Below are 22,179 nucleotides of genomic sequence, written 5' to 3'. Positions count from 1 at the left end.
CGCCATCAGGTTCTCGAAATGGACAGAACGTGAAGATCTGGTGGCGCAGGTCTCGGCCTGGCGGCTGCGACGTCGGCGCGCTGCAGCAGGGCAGGTGTCACGGGTGTCGTGGTGGAGGTGCTGGCGGGTCTGATCGCGGCGAGGAGGAGGCCGGTGAGCAGAAGCGCGAGAACGCAGACCATGCCTGCCATCGTGTGCCCCGGATCACACATCCCCGAACACTCCGACGCGGTGGCGTGCTCGTGCGCGGCGGCTGTTCCGGTGTCCGGCCCGTGGTCGAGGCCGCGCACCGTTTCGCCACCCGGGTGTGCGGGGCCACCCATAGCACTGGTCGTGTTCATGGGGGCGTTGTGATTGCCCATCCCGGTCTGCAGGGTATGCATTGCGAGGAGCCCGACAACGACAGCGCCGACCACGGCCAACAGAAACACCGTCCGCTGGATGGTGTTCGCTCCCAGAATGTGTGCCCTGGTTCGCCGCAGGCTCACCGGTGCGGTCTTCAGCGGGCCCAGCGCAGCCGGGGTCATCGGTCTGCCCTCGTGGCCGGGTGGAAGTTCCTCAGCCGGAGACTGTTCGTGACGACGAACACAGACGAGAAGGCCATTGCCGCGCCCGCGAACAGCGGGTTGAGGAGGCCGAGCATCGCGATCGGGATCGCCGCGACGTTGTACGCGAACGCCCAGAACAGGTTCCCCTTGATCGTGCCGAGGGTGCGTCTCGAGAGACGGATGGCGTCGGCGACACCCAGGAGGCTGCCGCTGACGATGGTGATGTCGCTGGCTGCCATCGCACTGTCGGTCCCGGTACCCATCGCGATTCCGAGGTCGGCAGCGGCCAGCGCGGCAGCGTCGTTGACTCCGTCACCGACCATCGCAACGACCCGGCCCGCCTCCTGCAGGGATCTGATCAGGTCGAGCTTGTCGGACGGGGTGGTGCCGGCGTGGACCTCACTGATTCCGACCTGTCGGGCGACGGCCTGGGCGGCCCCGGCGTTGTCCCCGGTCAGAAGCACGGGGTGGAGTCCGAGTGCCACGAATTCGGCGACCGCGTCGCTGCTGCCGTGTTTGACGGTGTCGCCGACGCTGATGATCCCGCGGAACACCCCGTCCCAGCTGACCGCCATGACAGTCAGGCCGGCAGACTCGGATGCGCTGATCGCCGAACGGAGCTGGGCTGCTGTCGGGATCGACCATGCATCCGAGAGCCACGCCGGCTGTCCGACGATGACGAGGCGACCATCGACGATGGCTTGCACACCGTGCCCGGGATGCCCCTGGAAGGCTTCCACGCTCGCCCGGTCAGACGGGTAGGACGTGCTGTGCGTGACGATCGCGCGTCCGATGGGATGTTCTGAGCCCTCTTCGGCGGCAGCTGCATACCGGATGAGCTCCTCCGGGGCGGTCCCGGCGGTTGCCTCGACGGCGGTGACCGTCATCCTCCCGGTGGTGATGGTGCCTGTCTTGTCGAGCACGATGGTGTCGACCGTGCGGGTCTGCTCGAGCACCTGGGGGCCACGGATGAGGATGCCCAACTGGGAACCGCGCCCGGTACCGACCAGCAGCGCGGTCGGGGTCGCAAGACCCAGAGCGCACGGGCACGCGATGATCAGCGTTGCAACCCCGGCGGCGAACGCGGTCTCTGCCGACCCGCCGATGAGAAGCCAGCCAGCGAAAGCGACGAGGGCGAGGGCGATGACGACGGGAACGAACACGGCGGAGACCCGGTCGGCGAGGCGCTGCGCCTGGGCTTTGCCGCTCTGTGCCTCTTCGACCAGCCGGCCCATCCGGGCGAGTTCCGTGTCAGCGCCGACCCGGGTCACCTCGACCAACAGCCGCCCGCCGACATTGATCGTCGCGCCCACGACCCGATCTCCCGGGTGAACCTCGACGGGAACCGACTCGCCCGTCACCATGCCGGCGTCGACAGCAGAGATGCCGTCGACGATCAGACCATCGGTGGCGATCTTCTCGCCCGGCCGCACAACGATCCTGTCTCCCGGCACCAACGAACCCACCGGTACGAGCTCCTCGTGGCCTGCGCGTTCGCGGGTGGCATCCTTCGCACCCAACGCGAGAAGCGCCTTCAACGCAGCGCCCGACTGCCTCTTCGCGCGCGCCTCGATGTACCGTCCGGCGAGGATGAAAACAGTCACCGCGGATGCGACCTCGAGATACAGCTCAGACGTTCCGTTTCCCGGGGTGCTTGTCAGCTGGAAACTCATCCGCATCCCAGATTCACCGGCGTGACCGAGGAACAGGGCGTACAACGACCACCCGAAAGCTGCGATCACGCCGACACTGACAAGGGTGTCCATGGTCGCGGCACCGTGCCGGGCGTTCACTGCCGCAGCACGGTGGAAGGGCCACGCCCCCCACACCACGACCGGGGCCGCCAGCATCAGCGCAAACCACTGCCAATACGTGAACTGGAACACCGGGACCATCGACAGCACCACGACCGGAACAGCCAACGCCGCAGAGACGATCAGCCGCTGCCGAAGACCCGACAATTCGGCGTCCACCGGAGCGTCGTCTGCCGGTGCCTCTGCGGGAATCGGGGCAGGAAGTGCGGCAGTGTACCCGGCGGCCTCGACCGCAGCAATCAGATCGGCAGTCTCGACCCCGGCTGTCTGCACCCGCGCTTTCTCCGTCGCGTAGTTGACTGACGCGGTGACCCCTTCGATGCGGTTGAGCTTCCGCTCGATCCGCGTCGCGCAGGAGGCGCACGTCATGCCCCCGATATCGAGGTTCACGTCGGTCATGGTCATCCCTGGCCAGAGACCATTTCATAGCCGGCCTCGGCGATCGCGGCGCGCACGTCATCGACCGGAACCGGGGCCGAGCTGACAACCATCACCGTGGAGTCGCCCCCCGCGTTCAGAGAAACGCTGACGCTCTGCACCCCGGGAACTGCGCTGATCTCTTCGGTCACGCTGGCGACGCAGTGGGAGCACGTCATCCCCGAGACCAGATAGTGCGCCCGAACCACGTTCGTTGTCGCTTCATTCATCAGCTTCTTCTCTCTCCGCGCACGGGCGGTCGTCAGGAACGAACGAGGCGGGCTATCGCGGCGGATGCTTCACGGAGCTTCTCCTCCGCCACCGGCCCACCCTCGGCACTCGCCTCAGCGACACAGTGCTTGAGGTGGTCATCCAGCAGCGACAGCGCGACAGTCTCGAGCGCCTTCGTCGCAGCCGACACCTGCGTCAGAATATCGATGCAGTAGGTGTCCTCCTCGACCATTCGGGCAATGCCCCGCACCTGCCCTTCAGCACGACTGAGCCGCTTGAGAAGAGCATCCTTGTTCGACGCGTAACCGACCATCACCACACCTCACCATTCATACCCCATAGGGGTATACAAGTAAGTCACGGAATGGTCCCTATGTTAAGAACCCCTGGAGGCGTGAGCGGAGTTCACCTGCCGTTCATTCGACATCCGTATGTTCTACGCCGCTCCCTTGAGGGCCGGCGCGGGCCCGTCACTGCGCGGGAACGGGTGTGAACCGTGACGGGGACAGGAGCCACAGCATGAGTGAGAACACGACTATCCCGCCGCGTGCCAGACAGGGTTCGGCGTGGGAGGTCCTGCGGGCGTTCCTGAAGCTTGGCGTGAGCTCGTTCGGCGGCCCCATCGCCCACCTGGGCTACTTTCGGAACGAGCTGATCCAGCGCCGGAAATGGCTCGACGACACCGAATACGGTGACCTTGTCGCCCTCAGCCAGTTTCTCCCGGGGCCAGCGTCAAGCCAGGTCGGATTCGGGCTTGGACTCTTCCGGGCTGGGCCGACCGGTGCGATCGCTGCGTTTCTCGCCTTCACGCTGCCGTCAGCGGCACTGATGGTCGCGTTCGCCTACGGGGCTCCGCTGTTCCAGGGTGCCATCGGCGGAGGAATCCTTGCCGGCCTGAAGATCGTCGCTGTCGCCATCGTCGCCCAGGCGGTCTGGGGAATGGCCCGCACCCTGACCCCGGACCGGGTCCGGGCATCGATCGCCGTCGTCGCGGCCGCCAGCGCTCTCCTTCTCCCGGGATCAGTCGGGCAGATCGGCGCCATCGTCATCGGCGCACTCGCCGGTCTGCTGCTCTGCCGTGAACCATCCGATCCGGCCGCTGTGATGGTGCGGTTCCCGGTCACGCGCACAGTCGGTATGACCTGCCTGGCAATGTTCGTGGTGCTGCTGGTGGCACTCCCGGTCGCCGCGGCCGCTACGCACTCGGGGGCCCTGCAACTGTTCGACGCGTTCTACCGGGCCGGGGCGCTGGTCTTCGGCGGCGGCCACGTCGTTCTGCCGCTGTTGCAGGCGGGTGTCGTTGACACCGGTTGGGTCAGCCCAGACCAGTTTCTCGCCGGATACGGCGCGGCCCAGGCCGTTCCCGGGCCCCTGTTCACTTTCGCCGCGTATCTGGGCACGCTGTCGACGGTCGGGCCCGGTGGGATCGCCGGCGCAGCAATCGCCCTCGCGGGTGTCTTCCTCCCCGGTTTTCTTCTCCTCACCGGGGTACTCCCGTTCTGGAACGCCTTCCGCTCCCGCCCCTGGGCGCAAGCGCTGATGCGCGGCGCGAACGCTGCCGTGGTGGGCCTTCTCGCAGCCGCACTCTACGACCCGGTCTTCACCACCGCGATCACCGGCACCGGAGCATTCGTCCTCGCGGTCATCTGCTTCGTACTGCTGATCGTCTGGAGAATTCCCGCGTGGGCCGTGGTGATCATCGGAGCCGCCGGAGGAGTCGCCATCTCGTTGATCACAGGCTGAGCCTCGCGGCTGCATCTTCGGAGGAGGTGGAGATCGGCGTCACGCAGAGGCGCGGGAAGACGATCCACCTCGCCATCGATACGGGGCCAGACCATCTCGCCGCACTGACATGAGCACCATGCACGAAAGCATCCCCAGCCCCCGATCAGCTTGCCTGTAGGGGGATGCTGGCGACGACGGATGCGCCCCCCGTGGATGCGGAGTCGATTGTGACCGAGCCGTTGTGACGCCGGGCGATCTCGTCGACGATGGCGAGGCCGAGCCCGTAGTGGCGCGTACCCTCCGGGGTTGCCTGGCGGTTGCTGGCGAAGCGGCGGAAGGCGTTCGCGGCGGCCTCGGGCGCGAAACCTTCGCCGTCGTCCGTGACTCTGATCAGGGCGTCGCGCCCTGAAGCTGTTATCGACACGGTGACGGCGCTGTCGGCGTGATCGAGAGCATTCGTCAGCAGCGCGATGATCAGGCGGAGTAGTGCTGAGGGGGAGCCGTCGATCAGAACGGAGGAGCTGTCACCCGTCTGGTGGAGGGAGAGGCCATGATCCGAAGCGTTGTCGGCGAGGAGCGCGACGGCTTCTGCCGCGGCCACTGTCAGGTCGACGGTCTCCAGCGCGGCGACGCTTCTGGGGTCGGCGGCGATGAGCAGGTCTTCGAGGATGCCGGTCAGGGCTTTCGAGTCGGTGACGATCTCCTCGACGGATGCTGTGACATCCGTCGGCAGGTCGTTCTGGGGTCGGCGGCGCAGGAGCTGTGCCCGGGTGCTCAGAAGAGTGAGCGGGGTACGGAGTTCATGGCTGGCATCGGCGACGAATCGGCGCTGGAGCGCGAGGGCGTCGGCGAGCGGCCGCATGGCGCGCCCTGCCATCACGAAGGCCGCTCCCGCTGCGAGCACCAGCGCGATGAGCCCTGCGAGTACGAGTGCCCCGACGAGCCGCTGGAGTTCTTCGGTGTTCTCTTTCTGGTCGATGGCGACCTGTGCGACACGATCGCCGTTGCGGTCACCGGTGGACGACGTCGTCAGAAGCAGGTAGCGGTGACCGTCGATGGTTCGCTCGCTTCTGACGTCGGTCTTGGTGGATGTCACCGTGCTGAGTGCCTGCGGATCGAGAAGCCCGGCAGGTATGCCCGGCGTCGAGAGGATTCTGTCGCCGCTTCGGCCGTCGACGATGGTGAGGTAGCTGTTCTTCGGGGCATCGGTGGGGGAGTCGAGCTGAGCTGTCGTGGTGAGGGCGTTCTCGGCAGCTTCGGAGACACGTGTACTGACCAGGGCGTAGACGATTCCTCCGACGATGAGCAGCACGACCAGCATCAGGCCGGTGAACTGGGCGGTGAGCCTCAGCGATGCACCACGCAGGTCATCGATCGGGCGTGCCCCATTCCCTTGGCGCCCGATCCTGAGGCGGTTCACGAGAGAGGCCCGAGGCGGTAGCCGATGCCGCGAATCGTCTTCACGCAGTCGCGGCCGAGTTTCTTGCGCAGGTAGTGCACGTAGGTGTCGACCACGCCGAGATCGTCTGCGTCCGGGAAGACGGTGGCCAGGAGGTCGTCGCGGCTGAAGACCTGTTGCGGCCGCCGGGCGAGTCTCTCGAGCAGCTGTCCTTCGCGTTCTGACAGTGTGACGATGCCGCCGGTGGTGACGGTGACGAGCCGGCTGCCGACATCCAGCGACCCGCCGGGAACCGTGAGAACCGGCACGGTGGCGTGGTGCCGGCGGAGGAGGGCTCGGATGCGGGCAAGCAGTTCGTCGATGTCGAAGGGCTTGGCGAGGTAGTCCTCGGCGCCGCGGTCGAGCCCTTCGACCCGGTCGGCGGGGTTGCCGAGGGCTGAGAGCACGAGCGCCGGGGTCAGCACCCCCCGGCTTCTCAGCCGGTTGAGTACGTCGAGCCCTTCGATCAGTGGCAGGCCGCGGTCGAGCACGATGATGTCGGACGGTTGCGTGAGCCCCTCGTGCAGCGCGCGCTGCCCGTCGCGGGCCAGTACGAGGTCGTACCCCTCTGTCTCGAGCAGTTGGAGGAGCATCGCGGACAGGCGTGCGTCGTCTTCGACGAGCAGGATGCGCGGGCGGTCGGCCATGGTCGAAGTATAGGGAGCGGCCACGGCGGGCAATCGTTGGCCGCCCATCACGGGGTGGAGGTGCCCCACGCGCGCCGGAGCCCCGCCGAGGCCATCAGCTCGCCACTCTCGTCGACGGCGAGAACCTCGACGTCGAACCTGTCGAGCGCGTCGTCGAGTTGCTGAGGGCCGCCGGCGAGGATGGATGTTGCGAGCACGTCGGCCGTGACAATGTCCCGTGCGACGACGGACACCTGCCGGTAGGCGCACGACCCCTGCGCACCTGGGGGCCGGCGCTGTCGCCAGATGTGCTCGCCGCGCTCGGCGGTGCCGGAGGTCGCCAGAGCGCGCCGGCCGACACCGAGTGCCACGTCGGCGAGGAGAGCCGCGCGGTCGAGGGGATCGACGATCCCTGCCCGCCAGGCCTCACCGCGATCATCGCCTCGGCTCAGGATGTCGCCGCCCGCGTTCATCAGCCAGTCGGCTTCGCCGGCCTGTTCGAGCACGGCGGCGGCCGCATCCACTGCTTTCGCTTTGACGAGCCCCGACAGGTCGATCACGCCGTCTGGCCGGTGCGGTGTGAAACTGTCGCCGGTGAGGCGGCGCCAGTCGAGGGCTTCTGCGTAGGTGTCTCGCATACTGCTGCTCGAGGCGGGCAGCGACAGTTCACCGCGGGCGATCCGGCTGATCTCCGAGTCTTCCCGGTAGAGGCTGAAGCGAGCATCGAACGACGCGAAGGTGGTTTCGACGCGGCCGAGAACGTCGGGGTCCGGCCGGTCGTCGGCGAATCGGATGCTCACGGTGGTGCCCATCGTGTCGAAGACATGCACGCGGGCTCCCACCTGTACGCCCACGGTCAGAGACCCGCCTGGTCGAGCGCGGACTGCAGCGAGGTCAGGTAGGCATCGCTGGTGTAGGTCGCACCGGAGACGCTTTTCACCTGCGCGGACTGGGCGGCGAGCACCTCCTGTCGGAGGACGGGGGCAGCACGGTTGCTGATCGAGACCGACTTCTGCTCCTTGTCGGTCAGTTTCAGGGCGGTGACGTCGGTGATGGTGCCGTCGGCGACCGTGATCGACACCTGCACGTCGCCGAACCGGGTGCTCGAGACGGCGCCGGTGAACGTGCCCGACACGCCCGCCGCCGTGCTCGGAGTGGGAGTTGCTGTGGCCGCCGCGGCAGACGATCCGCTCGCGGCAGCCGTGCCGCTGGCCGCCGTGCCGCTGTCCGCCGTCGACGAAGGGGTGGGTGTGGCGGTCGGCGCGGACACCTGGGTCGATGTGCTGGCCGCGGATGCGACATCCTGCACCCGGCCCTGTTCGCCCAGCTGCCAGCCCACGGCGAGCACCGCCGCCGACGACAGGATGCTCAGGGCCACTGCTCTCGTTCTCACCAGTCGAACCTCTCTACGTGGATCTGAGCTGCAGGAAGCCCCGCGGCGCGGGCGTCGCGGATGACGAGATCGGCCCAGGACTGCGGCCCGCACACGTACAGGTCCGATTCCCGCAGCGCGGGGAACACCGAGGTGATCGTCACACCCCGGGCCAGCGCTTCGGCTGACAACCACGTTCCGAGTCCGCGTGGGCGAGGGCCCATCACGCTGAAGACGGTGTTGCCCCGCATGCTCGGCAACTCTCCGATCTCATTCCAGAGGTACGTTTCGCCAAGATCACCGCCGCGGAGCACCACGGTTGCCTCACCGGGACGGAGATCGGAGTGTTCAAGCAGCGATCGAACGGGAGTGATGCCGATCCCGGCGGCCACGACGGCCATGCGCGGTGCGACCCGGTGGGCGTCGGTGAAGATCCCGTAGGGTCCTTCGATCGACACCCGGGTACCCGGCCGCACCCGGCCGACCGCCGCGCTGCCGCGGCCGAGGTCACGAACCGTGATGCGGGCGGAGCGGGCTGTCGGTACGGCCGAGAAGGAGATCGGATGCGCGTGCCACCAGGTCGTGCCCGTCCAGAACCGCCAGATCGCATACTGCCCGCCCGCGGTCTGGAGCCGGTCGAGGCCCTGGCCGCTGAGATGGATCGACACGACCCCCGGCGCGAGCTGCTCGACAGCAGACACCCTGATGCCGTGGCGGGCGCTTCGAACGATCGGCACCGCGAAACGGAACACGGCGATCGCGCCGAACGCGAGCACGTACAACCCGATCCAGTACCCGCGTTGCAGCGTGCCTTCGGCCAGCACTCCGCTCGCGCTGAGCTGGTGGGGCAGGGCGGTGAGCACGGCGACATAGCTGAGCAGGTGGATGAGGTGCCACGCCTCATAGGAGAACCGTCGGCGCACAGCGACGACGGAGGTGACGACGACCGCGACCAGGAGGCCGAGACCGAGGTAGCCGAGTGCCATGTCGGAGCCCTGGAAGAACACGATGGTCAAGGCGACGATGTTCGAGCCGTCGGTCATCGCGTAGCCGATGGTGAGCAGTACGCCGTGGGCGAGGATCAGGTAGAGAGCGGGCTTGCCGAGTTGGCGATGAAACGCCATCGCGACGTCTTGCCCGACGACCCGGTCGATGGCCGGGATCCGTGCGGCGAGAACGAGCATCACGAGGATGAGGTCGGTGCCGACAAGCCCGGTCACGATTCCCACAGCGGTGAGCCCGGAGGCGAGATCGGTGACCTCAGAGAGGCCGCCGTAGGCGAGGTACAGTGACACCGCGAGGGCGACGGATGCCCAGCAGGCGGCGATCATCAGGTCGGCCGTGCGGGTGCGTCGACGGGAACGGATGCGGCGGGTGCGATCGACGGACGCGGTGCGAGCGCGGTCGGCCTGCCGGCCGGGTGGTGCCGTTCGCAGTGACATGGTGTTCTCTCTTCGGTTCCGTCGGGAGGGCGGGGTACGTACAACGATGCCCCCCGTTTCTTCCAGGATTCTTAGGGCTCTACCGTCTGCCAGAGGCCTCAGAAAGCGAATTCCTCCTGGTGGATGCGCCGGCGAGGCACTCCGGCGCCGGCAAGTGCTCCGCGTGCGGTTGTGGAGAGCCCGGGTGCTGCGCAGAGGTACACGTCGCGATCCCTGATGTCGGGTACGAGCCGGGTGAGGTTGTCGGCCGTGACGGCGTTGCCTGGTTCGGTTGAGCGGCCGACGAGGTAGATGAGCTGTGCCCCGCGCCGCGCCGCGATGTCTTCGAGTTCATCGCGAAAGAGCAGGTCTGCGGGCGTCGAGGCGCGATAGACCAACGTCATCGGACCTGTGACGGTGAGGGATTCGAAGAGCGTGCGCATGGGTGTGATGCCGACACCGCCCGCGATCAACAGCACGCCATGCCGGGTGCGCCGTCGCTCGGTCATCGCCCCGTAGGGGCCCTCCGCCAGAACTCGTGTGCCGGGCTTCAGGGTCTGCAGGAGGCCGGTGCCGTCACCGGCCGCTTTCACTGTCAGGCGCAGGTGACGCTCGGTCGCGGGGGCCGACAGGGAGAACGGATGCGCGGCGAGCCAGCTGGTTCGGGCGAGGAAGCGCCAGCGGAAGAATTGCCCGGGTTGTGCACCCAACTCTTCGAGGTGCCGGCCACGCACCACAATGCTCACCGTGCCGGGGCCGGCCGGTGTGACGGATTGGACGCGGAGCTGGTGCCGCCACGCCTGCATCAGGGGTTCCACGACCCGGTAGCGAAGCAGCAGCGCGAAACTGACGGTGTAGAGGCATGACCACAGGAGTTGGGCGACGGTGTTGCCGGCGAGGTCGGGGCCGGCGAGCTCGTGCGAGAACGACAGTGCGATCGCGAGATAGGTCAGCAGGTGGATGGTGTGCCACGTCTCGTAACGCAGGCGCCGCCTCGCGCTGCGGGCGGAGACGATACCGATACCGACGAACAGTACGGTTGCGACCGCGGCGGCGCTGAGGCCCGGCATGTCCAGTACCTGGGTGGTCGCCTGCCAGGGTGTGATGCCCTGCACCTCGGCCCAACCGATCGTCGCGGCGACACCGTGCACGAGGATCAACGTGACGGTGATGCCGCCGAGACGGCCATGCCAACGGGCCATGCGGTCCGCCCCGATGCCGCGTTCGAACGCCGGGGTCCTCGACATCAGCAGCACCATGAGCGTCACCGCGTACCCGCCCAGCATCCCGGCCAGGTGTGCAATGAACGGCGGAGTCACTGGCAGAGCCTGAGGCGAATTCGCCAGTACAAGGAGAATGACCGCGGCAGCACCCAGCACGGCGGCAGTAATCGCGGCGGCGGCGCTGAGGGCGAAGCCGGGCGGCTGTGTACGTCCGGCCCGGAAGTGACTATCGGCGACCATTTCTCGGCCCACCATTCGCGCCTCGAGGTGCGTTCGTTCGGCCCGGCGCAGGCCCACTCGTCGTGGCGTCCGCTGCGCCCGGATCGGTGGTGACAGGATCCGTCGCACCGGTGTCGGTCGAAGCGCCGGCGGCGGCGGCGGCGATCGACGGGGTCACCGGTGAGACGGCGGGGCCGGACAACCCGATCGAGACGCCCACGATGACCGCCGCGCCCACCATCAAGACGGTGACCGTCGAGGTGACCCTCTTCCACACCGGTGAACTGATGACCGACCGGGAGAGTACGTTCCGGCCCGCTAGGAGGGTCAGACCGGAGCCGTCGGTCAGGGCGAGGGGCGATCTGCGCGAGGATTTCATCACCCCTCAAGATCACCATCGAATTCTTCGAGGTTTCTTGGCCGCCCGGCTCCCCGCCCTGTGCTAGTTCCCCGGGGTTGAGGGGGTGGTGTCGTCTGCCGTCTCGCCGTCGCTTGTCCCGTCCTCGACTGGGGTGCCGTCGTCTGCTGTCTCGCTGTCGTTCGAGGTGCTGACGTTCGTGCCGTCGTCTGCCGTCTCGCCGTCGGCCGCACCGTGGCTGTCGGTGTTCGAGCTCGAGGCAGGCGCGGGAGCGGGTGTGGAGGCCTGCGCGGGAATGGCGAGGGCAAAGCCGCCGCCAATGAGCAGGGCCGCAGCACCAACAGACCCGAGGGTCCACTTGAGGGGTTTGTTCATGATGATTTCCTTCGTTTGACATCAGGCGGGAGTACCCGATGATTCGACGCTACGAAAAGGTCCGTGAGACCAGGATGAGAGGGTCAGCAAACCCCGAGAATGGCCCGTGCGGGCAGAAAAGGCGAAGGCCTCGCACGGACACCTTCAGCAGATCAGGGTGCACCGAGTGTCGTCGAGAGTTGCTTCAGCGCTTTCGTTTCGGTCGCAGGGTCGGGGGTGCCGGCTCGAACTGATTTCAGAACGGGGTCGACCTGCTGGTCGAGGAACGTCCACGCCCGGCAGTCGGCAGCATTCAGGGTGGCCTGGTTGTCGTCCCAGGTTGTCTCAAGATCCGTTGCTCGAGACGCCGCTCCCGCCTTGTCGCCCTGCGTCACGAGTGAGAGCGTGTCGGTCACGATGCTCTGTAGCTCGGTGACGTTCGAGGCGGGGTAGTTGGCCTGCACGGCGGCTTGCGCCTCTGACTGGGTGAGCGGTGTGGATGAGGCGGAGCACGACGGTGCCGATCCCTCGGCAGCGAGCGAACTCTCGTGCGGCAGGCTTGCTGTCGTGACCAGGAGTGCGATCGTGGCAAGAGCGGCCGCGCCGAGGATGAGATGGGCTCTGCGGCGGCGTTCCGTCGGGACCGGGCGCTCCGCCCGGGGGTCAGTGGCAGCTGCCCGGTCGACGTCGGCCCGGCTCACGGAGAGGTAGACGACGGTGGCGAGGATGAGCGCAAGGAAGATGATCGAAGTTGCGAGGGTGCCGAGTCCCAGACCGCCTTCGGCGGGAGTCAGTCCGAGCCAGTCGCCGGTGTTCGCACCCAACGGGCGGGTGAGGATGTACGCAACCCAGAAGGTGAGAACCGGGTTGGCCCCGAACCGCCACAGCGCGGCGGTGACAGCGATGAGCGCAAGCGGAAGCAGGATCGACACCCCCGGCCCCCAGCCCGTCAGCTCCAGCGTCCAGTCACCAAGAGCTGTTCCGAGGGCGAACGTCACGAGGACGGTGAGCCAGTAGAACGCCTCGCGCGGCACGCTCACGATGCTGTGGATCGACAGAGTCTGTTCCCGCGAGAACCAGATCCCGAACACGACGGCCAGCACGACGGCGAACAGGGCTGAGCTCACCCAGAGGGGCACCCCGGCCTGGTCTGTGAGGATGTCGGTGTAGAGGGTCCCGGTGATGCTCATCAGCACAACTGTCAGCCAGTAGAACCCGGGGTGGTATCGCCGCCTCGACATCTGGAGAACCAGAACAGCCGCGGTGACAGCGGTGAAGATACCCGCCGTGGCGAGCAGCCCGACTCCGAGAGCGAGGTTGATGTAGTCCGCAAAGCTCTCACCCACGGTTGTGCAGAGGATCTTGATGATCCAGAACCAGACGGTGATCGCTGGAACCTTACTCAGCAGGTGGCGGGCGGTCTGCGGCCCCGGCGCGGCGAAGGATGTCATAGGGGGGATGGTAGGGAACCGATGGTGCCGGAGCCCGTTCGATGCGGCATACGGTCGATGAGACGAACCACAGAAAGCAGCAGGCGTGACCTCGAGAGGGATCGCCTGCACAATTTCGGGGCCAGCAGAAGCCCCGGTCAGGAGGGTTTCGATCTCAGATCAGCCAGCACTTTCCTGATGCTCGTTGTTCAGGATGTTTTCAGCCGGGCTTTGCGCGGGCGCAGTGCCATTCTCATGCTGGTCTCATTTACGCGCACCGTTTTCGGTCGACGGCAGTTCGATCACGACCCGGGTACCGCCGCCGGGGTTGTCGCGCAGCACGACAGTCCCGCGGTGCGCCTGCATGATCTGTTTCACCAGGGCCAGCCCGAGTCCTCGCCCCGGGAGGGTGCGGGACGTCTCGCCCCGCCAAAAACGGTCGAAGACGTGTGCCTGCTCCTCCGCCGTCAAACCGGGTCCACTGTCCGACACGATCACCCGGGTACGGTCGGACTGGGCCTGCATAGTGACGAGGACCACGCTTTCGCCGGGTGAGAACTTCACAGCGTTGTCCACGACGTTGGCGATGGCTCGTACAAGCAGGGTCTCCGACCCGAACGCTGCTGAATCGATCGTGGAGAGCGTCACCCGTGACCCGTCTCCACTGTGCGAGCTGGATCCCACGGCCCGTTCCACCACGGCTCGGAGGTCCACCGGGCGGAAGGTTCCGGAGAGCTCGATGGTGCTGCCGCGCGTGAGAAGCAGCAGATCTGCGGTGAGACTGTTCAGCTGATCGACCTCGTCCAGAGCTGTGGTGATCGCCTGCACGTACTCATCTTCGGTGCGCGGACGGCTGATGGCCAGTTCGAGCTCTCCCTGGACGATGCTGAGTGGGGTGCGGAACTCGTGGGACGCATCGTCGACGAAGCGCTCCTGCGCTTCGAAGCCGCGCCGAACCGGTCTGAGCACCAGACGCACCATGACCAGGCAGATGACAGGCAACACGATTGCTGCAGCAAGGTAGCCGAGGAGAAGCCCGTCGCGAAGATCGGCGAAACTCTGCTCAGCCGCATCGACGGCATCGCTTGCCGCATTGTCGTAGTCGAACGACGCGACGACGAAGAGGTAGACGCCGACCGCTACGACACCGAACACCACGAGAAGAACCGCCGTGAACAGGAGCGTCAGCCGTATCGTGGCCTGCCGGAACATCACGTGCTCGGCCCCACCGAGTACCCCATGCCCCGGTGGGTCCTGATGAAATCGGACTCGCCTGGAATGTTCACCTTTTGGCGGAGGTAGCGGATGTAGGTCTGCACGACGTTGCTGTAGCCGTCGTAATTGCCATCCCAGGCATGATCTATCAGCTCTGATGCGCTGACGATGGTCCCGGAATTGCGCATCAGATACTCCAGCACCGCGAACTCCTTGCTTGTCAGCGGGATTGTGCGCTCCGCTCGAACCGCGACCCGGGTCGCGGGATTCAGAGACACTCCGCCAACGGACACAATGGGGTGGTCTGCGCGGGGTGCTCGCCTCAGAAGGGCACGCACCCGAGCCAGCAGTTCCTGAAGATGGAACGGTTTGGTCAGGTAGTCGTCCGCTCCCGCATCCAAGCCGAGTACGCGGTTTCGGGGCGAGTCGACGGCCGTCAGCATCAGGATCGGCACATCGCTGTTCTCCACCCTCATCGACCGGCACACCTCCATGCCACCGCCCGGCAGGCCGGGGAGCAGGAGGTCGAGGATCACAAGATCGTGGCTCTCGAGAGCGAACGCTTCGAGGGCGGCCGTGCTCGAGTGAGTGACATCGACTGCGTAGCCCGCTTCAGCCAGCGCCCGCCGCAGGACATCTGCGATTCTCACATCATCTTCGACCACGAGGATTCTCATACCAGCACGGTAACCCACCCCGTCTTCACGCTGGCCCCGGTCAGTCGAGTTCGATGTTGAAGTCCCAGATGGCGATGGGTCGGCCTTCTGGTCGCCAGGTGAGTTGCGCCGCTCCGCTTTCGAAGTGCCCGACAACATCGATCGTCGCGGTCGAGCCGGCCGGTATTGTGACGGGGCCGGTTGGCATGCCGGCTGCAGGAGTGAGGGTGATTTGTGCACCCGTTTCGTCTCGGCAGACAAGATCGGCTGGGTCGAGAACGATGCTGCCGTGCGATGCCTGCACGCTCAGGGTGATGGTCGCGTCGGTACTTCGCGCTGTGGGGTCGCTGGGGGTCGCCAGCGTGTCCGTCTGGCGCGGCCCGGTTGCAGTGGCTTCTCCGTCCGTTCCGGCGTCGAGGATCACGACCGTCTGAGCGCCCATGGCCAGCAGCTGAGGTGTTCCCAGTGTTGCGGTCGGGACCGGATCCAGGGGAGGGGCGGTGGGAATCGGTACGGCCCCGAGCGACGCTGTGACGTCATCAGCTGTCGAACCGCTGGCGGGATCCGGAGTCGAGGTGCATCCAGCGAGAAGGCTGGCCGCCACCACACAGACGGTGGTGGCGGCCAGGAACCTCCGGCGGATGGCTTTGATCGTCACTTTCCGCCGACAGGTACGGGGGCTTGGTTGACCTGCACGATCGGGGGCTCGTTCGCGTTGGCCGTGGCCGAATAGACGGAACTGCCGGAGGGTGCAGGTTGCAGGGCCTTGCCTGACGGGTTGTTGAAGACGTCAGACCCGAAGGGCCGAAGACCTTCGACTCCCGCGTAGGCGAGGTGACCCTGCACGTCGATGCCACCACGACGGATGCCGAAGGTATCTTCGATGGTACGCAACCAGCTGTAGTGATTGTACGGCTGCGCACTCACTGACCCCGGCGTGATGAACCGGCTGATCAGTACGGCGCCCGTGATTCCTCCGCCGGGGGTGGTGTCCTGGTTGAAGGCATTGTCGCCCGGCTGCGTGACGTTCGGGCCGGTGAGCTCGCCGCAACAGGCAACCACTGACTGGGCCGTGTTCGCCTCACCCTGGACGAGTTTGCCGTTCGCTGAGTCCGTGCCCAGGGCGGCGTCACCGCTGTACTGGTCGTCAGCGATCGAGTTGCCGTACATCTGGTACGGCGGAAAGGCCTCATCGAACAGGATCTGGATCTCCCCGTCTTTCTGGAAGGCCGGAGAGGCCATGATCATCGGTATGTACTTCTTGAGAAAGAGGTCAGCCGCATAGAGTCCGCCCTGGTGGTTGTTGGGGTCGCCAGAGAGGTTGTCGCCCTTGCAGGTCGCATCGTGCGCGTCTGAGCAGTTGTTCGGGGTGATCCACGAGAACGATGGCGTGGTCTTGATGCTCTTCAGATCATCCGCGATGCTCGGGATGGCCGCGTGACCGGGCGCCGCAGCGTAGCCGTCCAGCGGCACCACCTTTGCGCAGTCGGCAGGGTTGTCGATCAGAGAGTGGAACCATGCTGCAGGGTTGTGCTTCGGCACGTACTGGTCGATTGCGGTCGCGCCACCCGGGTCGGGTACGCCCGCGCCTGCGGGGTTGCCGGGAATTCCGCAGTTGTAGACCTGTTCTCTGGTCGGGTCGTTGCCCATGTCCTGGTTGTAGACCTTCCAGGGCAGGTGCACGCCGTCGAGTTGGTTGAAGATGGTCGGCACCGACGCGGGGTAGACGCACCCGCTCGACGCGAGCGTCTGACCGTCAGCGACCGCGGTTCCGGGCGATACATCGGTGTACTGGGGGCAGTCCGCCTGGTTTGCTGGGGCGGGCGCCTGGCCCGAGACGGCGCTGATGTAGTTGTCGAGAGAGAAGTGGCCGGTTCCGTAGTACTGGGTCAGCAGTTCTCCGTACGACGGCAGTGTCTTCCAGAGGTAGTCGTTCTGATTGAGACCCGTGAACGTCGACTCGTAGGACTTGTTCTCGAGCATGATCGTCCAGACGTGACCGATCTGTGGGGGGCGGTAGGTGGTGGTCGAGAGGGCCGGGCTCGCGGAAGCGAACTGGGGAACGCCTGCGGCGAGACCCACACCTCCCACCACGACGCCCACGGCGACGGCTGCGGCGAGAGCACGCCGATATCTGGGTGACAACTTCATGAGTTCCCTGCTTCCTGCTAGCGACTCGTGCTCTAATACTGAGTTTTTCGCTACGGTGCGGCAAGAGCTGCCCAGGTGAACATCTGCTGACGAAAAGAAGTTGTCACGAGCGAAGGAAAAACCTCCCTGTGGCGACTGCTCGGAGGGAGCGTTTTTCTGTGTGAAACCACATGATTAACTGCGGGTGAACCTTCACCTACTTCGGCGCAAACGGCCTTCCGAACTGCTGACGGAATGCGAAGAATCGCATCTGAATGCTTTGGCCTCCCGGCCGCTGCGTCACCGCGAAGGAGTCACTGCAGATGAGATCACGCGCCCGAAAAGCGACCCGCACAGCAGTTGTCCTCGCTACGGTCTGTCTCACCGCAGCGGCCGCCGCCCCGGCGGTCGCCGCTGAAAACGCAGCGAACAGCGCGGGCGTGGCCAGCAGTGCCAAGGCGAAGCATGTGCTTTTGTTGTCTGTGGATGGACTGCACCAGAAAGACATCGACTGGTATGTGAGAGCGCATCCGGCGTCGGCGCTGGCGGCTCTCGTCGCTCATGGCACGAGTTACATCAATGCCCAGACCCCGGTGCCGTCGGACTCGTTCCCCGGACTCATCGGTCAGGTGACCGGCGGAAACCCCGGCACAACCGGCATCTACTACGACGACACCTACAACCGGGTACTGCTTCCCGCTGGCACCACGGACTGCGCGAATGCCGTTCCCGGCGCCGAGGTCGCCTTCACCGAGGCCGCTGACAAGGACCCGCTCGCCCTCGAGGCCGGCCAGGGCCTGCCCGGCCTGCCGGCGAGCATCCTCACCATGACGGGCCAGCCCGCCTCGCTGCTGAACCCCGCGGCGCTTCCCGTCGACCCGGGAACCTGCACACCCGTCTATCCTCACCAGTACCTGCGCGTCAACACCATCTTCGAGGTCGCCAAGAACGCCGGCCTCACCACCGCCTGGTCCGACAAGCACCCCGCCTATGAGATCCTGAACGGACCTTCAGGCAAAGGCGTCGACGACCTCTTCACCCCCGAGATCAACAGCGACGCGCCGGCCCCGTTCACCGGCGACTGGACGACGGACAACGCCGCGACACAGCAGTACGACGGCTACAAGGTGCAGTCGGTTCTCAACGAGATCGACGGAAAAGACCACTCTGGCGCGATGACTGCCGCCGTCCCAGCAATCTTCGGCATGAACTTCCAGGTCGTATCGACAGCGGAGAAGCTCCCCACCTCAGACGGTCTCACGGGCGGCTACCTGCCCGGTGGCACCGTACCCGGCCCGCTGCTGAGCCGAGCCCTCGACTACGTCGACGCGTCGGTCGGCCGCATGGAAGCGGCACTGGTCTCCAGCGGCCAGGCGGGCAGCACCACGGTGATCCTGTCGGCCAAGCACGGCCAGTCGCCGACAAACCCCTCGGCGCTCACCCGCGTACCCGACAGCGCGATCATCGCCGGGCTGAACGCCGCATGGAAGACCCGTCACCCCGAAGCGGCCGACCTCGTCGCCTTCTCGACCGACGACGACATCATGCAACTCTGGCTGTCGGACCACTCGCAGCAGGCTGCGCTGTTCGCCAAGAACTACCTCGTCTCTCACCGAGCTGCCGGCGCGGACATCACCGGGGCAGCCAAAACGCTTCCCGCCTCGGGCCTCAGCAAGATCTACGCCGGCACCGAGGTCGCGAACTACTTCGACGCGAAGGTCACCGACCCCGCTTACCCCGACGTGCTCGGCCTCGTGCAGGCGGGTGTCGTCTACACCGGGGGAACGTCGAAGATCGCCGAACACGGCGGCGCGACCGGCAACGACCGTGACGTTCCCCTGATCGTCTCGGGTGCTGGCATCACGGGCCCGCGAACCGTCAGTGTTCCGGTCGAGACAACCCAGATCGCACCGACCATCCTGCAGGCGCTGGGCCTTGACCCGAACGCGTTGCAGGCCGTGCAGATCGAAGGCACCCAGACGCTCCCGCGCCTCAGCGACTGAGTGCCCTGGGTCAACGGGCGAGCCCGGGTTCGGTGTGGTCCGGGGGCAGGTTCACGTCGAACACACGCTCCGAACGGGCGGTGAGGGGAGGCTCGGGGCGCGTCGCGAGGTAGCGCGCGATGCCCGTGGCGCGGGCGGCCTCGTTCACGTAGGCGACTTCGACGAGCTCGAGGGGGATGCCGTCGGGGTCGTGCAGGTAGACCCACCGCCAGCCGGCGAGCACACCCTCGTCGACGGTGTTGACGTCGGAGAGAAAGTCGACGCCGGCCGACTCCAGCGCCGCCTTCGTCGCCCGAACGTCATCGACCCTGAACGCCAGGTGCATGGCGCCGAGGTAGTTCTGCTGGATGGGGGTGTCATTGTCGGCCGGCCGGTTTGCGTACTCGAGCAGCTCGACGATGAGGCCGTCGGATGCCCGCAGGCACACCTGGCGAAGGCGCGCGCCGGGCACCCCGACGCCCCGGGCGAGCTCCTCGCCCTCGAACCAGGGGCTCGGTTCGCTGTCGAATTCGAGCCCGAGAGTGTCGTGATAGAACCGGATCGACCGGTCGAGGTCCTTCACGATGACGCCGACGTGGTGGCTGCCGAGAATGGCCATGTGCATACTCCTTCGTATGGCTGTGGGGTGTCGGGATGCCGCGCCCGGGGGCGCGGGGCGCAGCGGTCTAGGGGATGATGCGCGCCTCGCGGTACCGTGCCACCTTGTCGGCGAAGCTCGCGAAGCTCGTGCGGTAGTTCATGAAACCGGCGTCGCGGCTCTTGTTCATGTTCGTGAACGCCTCGATGTTGCGGCCGAGGTCGCTGTCGGTGTGCCACCACGAGGCGAGACGGTGGATGTCCGGCTCGGCCAGGCCGTGACGAGCCGCGATCTGCGACCACGCCTCCTCCATTCCGGCCATCCGTCCGTCGAGGGGACGGGGTTCCTCGTCGAAGCCGACGGGCTCCACGCCGAACAGTCCAGCCACGCGCGGCCACATCCAGCGCCAGCGGAAGACGTCGCCGTTGGCGATGTTGAACGCCTCGTTCTCGCCGGCGGGGTCGGTGCTCGCCCAGATGAGCTGTTCGGCGAGCAGCTCGGCGTCGGTGACGTCGGTGATACCGTTCCACTGCGTGGCGGAACCCGGGAAGGTGAACGGCAGTCCGAGCTCACGGCAGAGGGTGGCGTAGACCGAGAGGGTCAGCACCATGTTCATGGCGTTGCCGACGGCGTAACCGAAGACGGTGTGGGCGCGGTGGACGCTCCAGGTGAAGCCCGCGCGCTCCGCAGCCTTGAAGACCTCGTCTTCCTGGTTGTAGTAGAAGTTCGGTGACGTCAGGCGTGGCTCGTCTTCGTTGAAGGGGGTGTCGGCCATCACCCCGGTCGCGTAGTTGTCGAACGGACCGAGGTAGTGCTTCAGGCCGGTGACGAGGGCAACGTGGCGCACCGACTTCTGGGGTTCCAGAGCGGTCAGGATGTTGCGGACCGTCGCAGAGTTGACCTCGATGTTCTCCGCCTCGGTGTCCTTCTTCATCCATGCGGTGATGAAGACGAGCTCCGGAGCCAGCCCCTCCACGGCCGAGGCCAGGGAGGCGGGGTCGAGAAGGTTCGCGGCCACGGGCGTCACCCCGGGGGTGAGGCTGTCACCGCCGCGCGACAGGCCGTAGGTGGTGAAGCCCAGGGCGACGAGCTGGCGCGAAACGCTCTGGCCCGCGATGCCGGTGGCGCCGACGACGAGTGCGCGCCGTGCCGGGGAAATGGTGTCTGTCACGATGGATCGACCTCTCTGTGGAACCACGCGGTGCGTGCTCCTACAGAATGTACACTGCCACTACACAGTGGCAAAGCCCTGTGTACTCCCGCGGATTGACGGGCCAGACCGCCACCATGACCAAACCGTTACCGATAAGCCCTTGTGAACGGTCTGGTCGTCTGTAAAGCTACACTCAACGTTGTAGCTCATCGTCGAGAGTCTCAACAACAGCAGCTGGAGAAGAAATGTTCGCAACGGAGCGGCAGGTCACAGGCCTTGCACGGCCCAGGCGCCGGGCGTCGAAAGGCCTCATCACCGTCGGTGTCGCCCTCGTCATCCTGCTCGTTGCGAGCGCCGTTCTCGCCCCCTCGAGCATCTCGCAGGGTGCTGTTCTGGGAATGCTGCCCTTTGCCTCCGTGCTCGCTGTCGTCGGCCTCGGCCAAATGCTCGTCGTGCAGCAGGGCGGCATAGACCTGTCGGTACCCGGCGCCGTGTCGCTGGCCATCGTCGTGGTCAGCCGCATCCCGAACGGTGACGACTCCCTTCTGGTTCCGGCGGTGCTGCTGGCCTTCGGCTTCGCGGCCCTGGCCGGTCTGCTCAATGGCTTCCTGGTGGGGCGACTGGGGCTGAACGCCATCATCGCCACGCTCGGAACGAACGCCCTGCTGTTCGCAACCGTTCTCGGCATCTCGAACGGGTCGCCCACGACGACCACCCGCCTTCTGCAGTCGGTCGCTGGCGGCGTCTCCTTCGGCATCCCGCACTCCGTGTTCTTCGCCGCCGCCGTTGCGGTCATCGTCATCGTCCTGGTGAAGAAGACGGTTGCCGGCCGGCGCTTCGAAGCGATCGGAGCCAACCCGGTGGCGGCTCGTGCCACGGGGCTCCGCGTGAGGGTGCACCAGACCGCCGCGTATGTCTGGGGCCAGATGCTCTACTGCATCGCCGGCATCCTGCTCGCCGGCATCACTGCCCAGCCGACGGCGTTCCAGGGCAACACCTATCTCATTCCCGCGGTGGCGGTCGTGGTGCTGGGCGGTACGAGCCTGCTCGGCGGCCGGGGCTTTCCGCTCGCCACGGTTGTCGCTGCCGTCTTTCTCAGCCAGCTGGACCAGTTCAATCTTGCGGTCGGCGTTCCCTATGCGGTGCGCACGCTGGTTCAGGCCGCGGCCCTCGCGGTGGGCGTCGCGCTCTACACGATCGACTGGTCGCGCGTTCGCGCCCGGTTCGGCAGCAGTACCAAGAGCAAGCCGGTCGCCACCACGGCCTAGG

Annotated in this window: 22 protein-coding genes; 4 read left to right on the top strand and 18 right to left on the bottom strand. The window is 66.4% G+C overall.

Going from position 1 to position 22,179, the window contains the following annotated elements:
- Nucleotides 1–5 precede the first annotated feature (5 nt).
- Genes B7R24_RS15800 through B7R24_RS15785 form a run of 4 tightly spaced genes read right to left on the bottom strand, consistent with a single transcriptional unit; the run spans nucleotide 6 to nucleotide 3,323 of the window.
- Nucleotides 6–527 carry a DUF6153 family protein gene (locus B7R24_RS15800; protein ID WP_116419905.1) on the bottom strand — a complete coding sequence of 174 codons (522 nt, stop codon included), beginning with the start codon at nucleotides 525–527 and terminating at the stop codon, nucleotides 6–8.
- Nucleotides 524–2,767 (bottom strand): heavy metal translocating P-type ATPase, encoded by a 2,244-nt coding sequence (locus B7R24_RS15795; RefSeq protein ID WP_116419904.1) that lies wholly within the window; start codon nucleotides 2,765–2,767, stop codon nucleotides 524–526. Before B7R24_RS15795 ends, B7R24_RS15800 begins: the two co-directional genes overlap by 4 nt.
- Nucleotides 2,764–3,009 carry a heavy-metal-associated domain-containing protein gene (locus B7R24_RS15790; RefSeq protein WP_116419903.1) on the bottom strand — a complete coding sequence of 82 codons (246 nt, stop codon included), beginning with the start codon at nucleotides 3,007–3,009 and terminating at the stop codon, nucleotides 2,764–2,766. Before B7R24_RS15790 ends, B7R24_RS15795 begins: the two co-directional genes overlap by 4 nt.
- A 32-nt stretch (nucleotides 3,010–3,041) precedes the next feature.
- Complete coding sequence (locus B7R24_RS15785; protein WP_116411058.1) at nucleotides 3,042–3,323, bottom strand: metal-sensitive transcriptional regulator; 282 nt, start codon at nucleotides 3,321–3,323, stop codon at nucleotides 3,042–3,044.
- Nucleotides 3,324–3,529: 206 nt separating this feature from the next.
- On the opposite strand from B7R24_RS15785, the gene chrA reads away from it, so the two are divergent.
- Complete coding sequence (gene chrA, locus B7R24_RS15780) at nucleotides 3,530–4,753, top strand: chromate efflux transporter (protein ID WP_116419902.1); 1,224 nt, start codon at nucleotides 3,530–3,532, stop codon at nucleotides 4,751–4,753.
- Nucleotides 4,754–4,898: 145 nt separating this feature from the next.
- On the opposite strand, the gene B7R24_RS15775 is transcribed toward chrA, so the two are convergent.
- The 6 genes from B7R24_RS15775 to B7R24_RS15750 all read right to left on the bottom strand — a co-directional run bounded on the left by B7R24_RS15775 (nucleotide 4,899) and on the right by B7R24_RS15750 (nucleotide 11,070).
- A complete protein-coding gene (locus tag B7R24_RS15775; RefSeq protein ID WP_116419901.1) occupies nucleotides 4,899–6,155 on the bottom strand; it encodes a sensor histidine kinase in 1,257 nt (418 codons plus the stop codon).
- The gene (locus B7R24_RS15770) at nucleotides 6,152–6,820 is read right to left on the bottom strand and encodes a response regulator transcription factor (protein WP_172582870.1); all 669 of its coding nucleotides are present in this window, start codon (nucleotides 6,818–6,820) and stop codon (nucleotides 6,152–6,154) included. Before B7R24_RS15770 ends, B7R24_RS15775 begins: the two co-directional genes overlap by 4 nt.
- Before the next feature lie 47 nt (nucleotides 6,821–6,867).
- Nucleotides 6,868–7,653, bottom strand: a complete 786-nt coding sequence (locus tag B7R24_RS15765; RefSeq protein ID WP_253259501.1) for an FAD:protein FMN transferase — start codon at nucleotides 7,651–7,653, stop codon at nucleotides 6,868–6,870.
- Nucleotides 7,654–7,655: 2 nt separating this feature from the next.
- A complete protein-coding gene (locus B7R24_RS15760) occupies nucleotides 7,656–8,192 on the bottom strand; it encodes an FMN-binding protein (protein WP_116419900.1) in 537 nt (178 codons plus the stop codon).
- Nucleotides 8,189–9,613 (bottom strand): ferredoxin reductase family protein, encoded by a 1,425-nt coding sequence (locus tag B7R24_RS15755; RefSeq protein ID WP_116419899.1) that lies wholly within the window; start codon nucleotides 9,611–9,613, stop codon nucleotides 8,189–8,191. Before B7R24_RS15755 ends, B7R24_RS15760 begins: the two co-directional genes overlap by 4 nt.
- 98 nt (nucleotides 9,614–9,711) lie before the next feature.
- Nucleotides 9,712–11,070, bottom strand: coding sequence for a ferredoxin reductase family protein (locus tag B7R24_RS15750; RefSeq protein ID WP_216363736.1), 1,359 nt, complete (start codon nucleotides 11,068–11,070; stop codon nucleotides 9,712–9,714).
- Nucleotides 11,071–11,165: 95 nt separating this feature from the next.
- On the opposite strand from B7R24_RS15750, the gene B7R24_RS17875 reads away from it, so the two are divergent.
- Nucleotides 11,166–11,480, top strand: a complete 315-nt coding sequence (locus B7R24_RS17875) for a hypothetical protein (RefSeq protein WP_116419897.1) — start codon at nucleotides 11,166–11,168, stop codon at nucleotides 11,478–11,480.
- On the opposite strand, the gene B7R24_RS15740 is transcribed toward B7R24_RS17875, so the two are convergent.
- The 6 genes from B7R24_RS15740 to B7R24_RS15715 form a co-directional block, all read right to left on the bottom strand.
- Nucleotides 11,477–11,767: a hypothetical protein gene (locus B7R24_RS15740; RefSeq protein ID WP_116419896.1), complete on the bottom strand. Its 291-nt coding sequence runs from the start codon at nucleotides 11,765–11,767 to the stop codon at nucleotides 11,477–11,479. The two genes, B7R24_RS17875 and B7R24_RS15740, sit on opposite strands and share 4 nt — an antisense overlap.
- A gap of 152 nt (nucleotides 11,768–11,919) precedes the next feature.
- Nucleotides 11,920–13,197: a COG4705 family protein gene (locus B7R24_RS15735; RefSeq protein WP_116419895.1), complete on the bottom strand. Its 1,278-nt coding sequence runs from the start codon at nucleotides 13,195–13,197 to the stop codon at nucleotides 11,920–11,922.
- 243 nt (nucleotides 13,198–13,440) lie between these two features.
- Complete coding sequence (locus B7R24_RS15730; protein WP_116419894.1) at nucleotides 13,441–14,388, bottom strand: sensor histidine kinase; 948 nt, start codon at nucleotides 14,386–14,388, stop codon at nucleotides 13,441–13,443.
- Nucleotides 14,388–15,068 carry a response regulator transcription factor gene (locus tag B7R24_RS15725; RefSeq protein ID WP_116419893.1) on the bottom strand — a complete coding sequence of 227 codons (681 nt, stop codon included), beginning with the start codon at nucleotides 15,066–15,068 and terminating at the stop codon, nucleotides 14,388–14,390. Before B7R24_RS15725 ends, B7R24_RS15730 begins: the two co-directional genes overlap by 1 nt.
- Nucleotides 15,069–15,108: 40 nt before the next feature.
- Complete coding sequence (locus tag B7R24_RS15720) at nucleotides 15,109–15,705, bottom strand: hypothetical protein (RefSeq protein ID WP_116419892.1); 597 nt, start codon at nucleotides 15,703–15,705, stop codon at nucleotides 15,109–15,111.
- Entirely contained in the window at nucleotides 15,702–17,198 is a 1,497-nt protein-coding gene (locus tag B7R24_RS15715) for a phosphoesterase (RefSeq protein WP_116419891.1), read from the bottom strand. The genes B7R24_RS15720 and B7R24_RS15715 overlap by 4 nt, the downstream gene beginning before the upstream one ends.
- Nucleotides 17,199–17,500: 302 nt before the next feature.
- On the opposite strand from B7R24_RS15715, the gene B7R24_RS15710 reads away from it, so the two are divergent.
- On the top strand, nucleotides 17,501–19,180 hold the full coding sequence (locus tag B7R24_RS15710; RefSeq protein WP_116419890.1) for an alkaline phosphatase family protein: 1,680 nt from the start codon (nucleotides 17,501–17,503) through the stop codon (nucleotides 19,178–19,180).
- 10 nt (nucleotides 19,181–19,190) lie between these two features.
- Here B7R24_RS15710 and B7R24_RS15705 read toward each other — a convergent pair whose 3' ends face one another.
- Together B7R24_RS15705 and B7R24_RS15700 are read right to left on the bottom strand one after the other, a co-directional pair.
- Nucleotides 19,191–19,778 (bottom strand): VOC family protein, encoded by a 588-nt coding sequence (locus tag B7R24_RS15705; protein ID WP_116419889.1) that lies wholly within the window; start codon nucleotides 19,776–19,778, stop codon nucleotides 19,191–19,193.
- Between the two features lie 67 nt (nucleotides 19,779–19,845).
- Nucleotides 19,846–20,928 (bottom strand): SDR family oxidoreductase, encoded by a 1,083-nt coding sequence (locus B7R24_RS15700; RefSeq protein ID WP_253259500.1) that lies wholly within the window; start codon nucleotides 20,926–20,928, stop codon nucleotides 19,846–19,848.
- A 227-nt stretch (nucleotides 20,929–21,155) separates the two neighbouring features.
- Here B7R24_RS15700 and B7R24_RS15695 point away from each other — a divergent pair, with 227 nt between their 5' ends.
- Nucleotides 21,156–22,178, top strand: a complete 1,023-nt coding sequence (locus tag B7R24_RS15695; RefSeq protein ID WP_116419888.1) for an ABC transporter permease — start codon at nucleotides 21,156–21,158, stop codon at nucleotides 22,176–22,178.
- Nucleotide 22,179 lies beyond the last annotated feature (1 nt).

The organism is Subtercola boreus (genome assembly GCF_003399645.1).
In the GTDB taxonomy this organism is placed as follows: Bacteria; Actinomycetota; Actinomycetes; order Actinomycetales; family Microbacteriaceae; genus Subtercola; species Subtercola boreus_A.
Note: the sequence above shows the minus strand (reverse complement) of the source record. Positions and strands in the feature narration are given on the sequence as shown.

Coding starts and splice junctions, on each gene's coding strand:
- B7R24_RS15800 (WP_116419905.1), bottom strand. CDS start 527: ATGACCCCGGCTGCGCTGGGCCCGCTGAAGACCGCACCGGTGAGCCTG.
- B7R24_RS15795 (WP_116419904.1), bottom strand. CDS start 2,767: ATGACCATGACCGACGTGAACCTCGATATCGGGGGCATGACGTGCGCC.
- B7R24_RS15790 (WP_116419903.1), bottom strand. CDS start 3,009: ATGAATGAAGCGACAACGAACGTGGTTCGGGCGCACTATCTGGTCTCG.
- B7R24_RS15785 (WP_116411058.1), bottom strand. CDS start 3,323: ATGGTCGGTTACGCGTCGAACAAGGATGCTCTTCTCAAGCGGCTCAGT.
- chrA (WP_116419902.1), top strand. CDS start 3,530: ATGAGTGAGAACACGACTATCCCGCCGCGTGCCAGACAGGGTTCGGCG.
- B7R24_RS15770 (WP_172582870.1), bottom strand. CDS start 6,820: ATGGCCGACCGCCCGCGCATCCTGCTCGTCGAAGACGACGCACGCCTG.
- B7R24_RS15755 (WP_116419899.1), bottom strand. CDS start 9,613: ATGTCACTGCGAACGGCACCACCCGGCCGGCAGGCCGACCGCGCTCGC.
- B7R24_RS15750 (WP_216363736.1), bottom strand. CDS start 11,070: ATGGTGGGCCGAGAAATGGTCGCCGATAGTCACTTCCGGGCCGGACGT.
- B7R24_RS15740 (WP_116419896.1), bottom strand. CDS start 11,767: ATGAACAAACCCCTCAAGTGGACCCTCGGGTCTGTTGGTGCTGCGGCC.
- B7R24_RS15735 (WP_116419895.1), bottom strand. CDS start 13,197: ATGACATCCTTCGCCGCGCCGGGGCCGCAGACCGCCCGCCACCTGCTG.
- B7R24_RS15730 (WP_116419894.1), bottom strand. CDS start 14,388: ATGTTCCGGCAGGCCACGATACGGCTGACGCTCCTGTTCACGGCGGTT.
- B7R24_RS15725 (WP_116419893.1), bottom strand. CDS start 15,068: ATGAGAATCCTCGTGGTCGAAGATGATGTGAGAATCGCAGATGTCCTG.
- B7R24_RS15715 (WP_116419891.1), bottom strand. CDS start 17,198: ATGAAGTTGTCACCCAGATATCGGCGTGCTCTCGCCGCAGCCGTCGCC.
- B7R24_RS15710 (WP_116419890.1), top strand. CDS start 17,501: ATGAGATCACGCGCCCGAAAAGCGACCCGCACAGCAGTTGTCCTCGCT.
- B7R24_RS15705 (WP_116419889.1), bottom strand. CDS start 19,778: ATGGCCATTCTCGGCAGCCACCACGTCGGCGTCATCGTGAAGGACCTC.
- B7R24_RS15695 (WP_116419888.1), top strand. CDS start 21,156: ATGTTCGCAACGGAGCGGCAGGTCACAGGCCTTGCACGGCCCAGGCGC.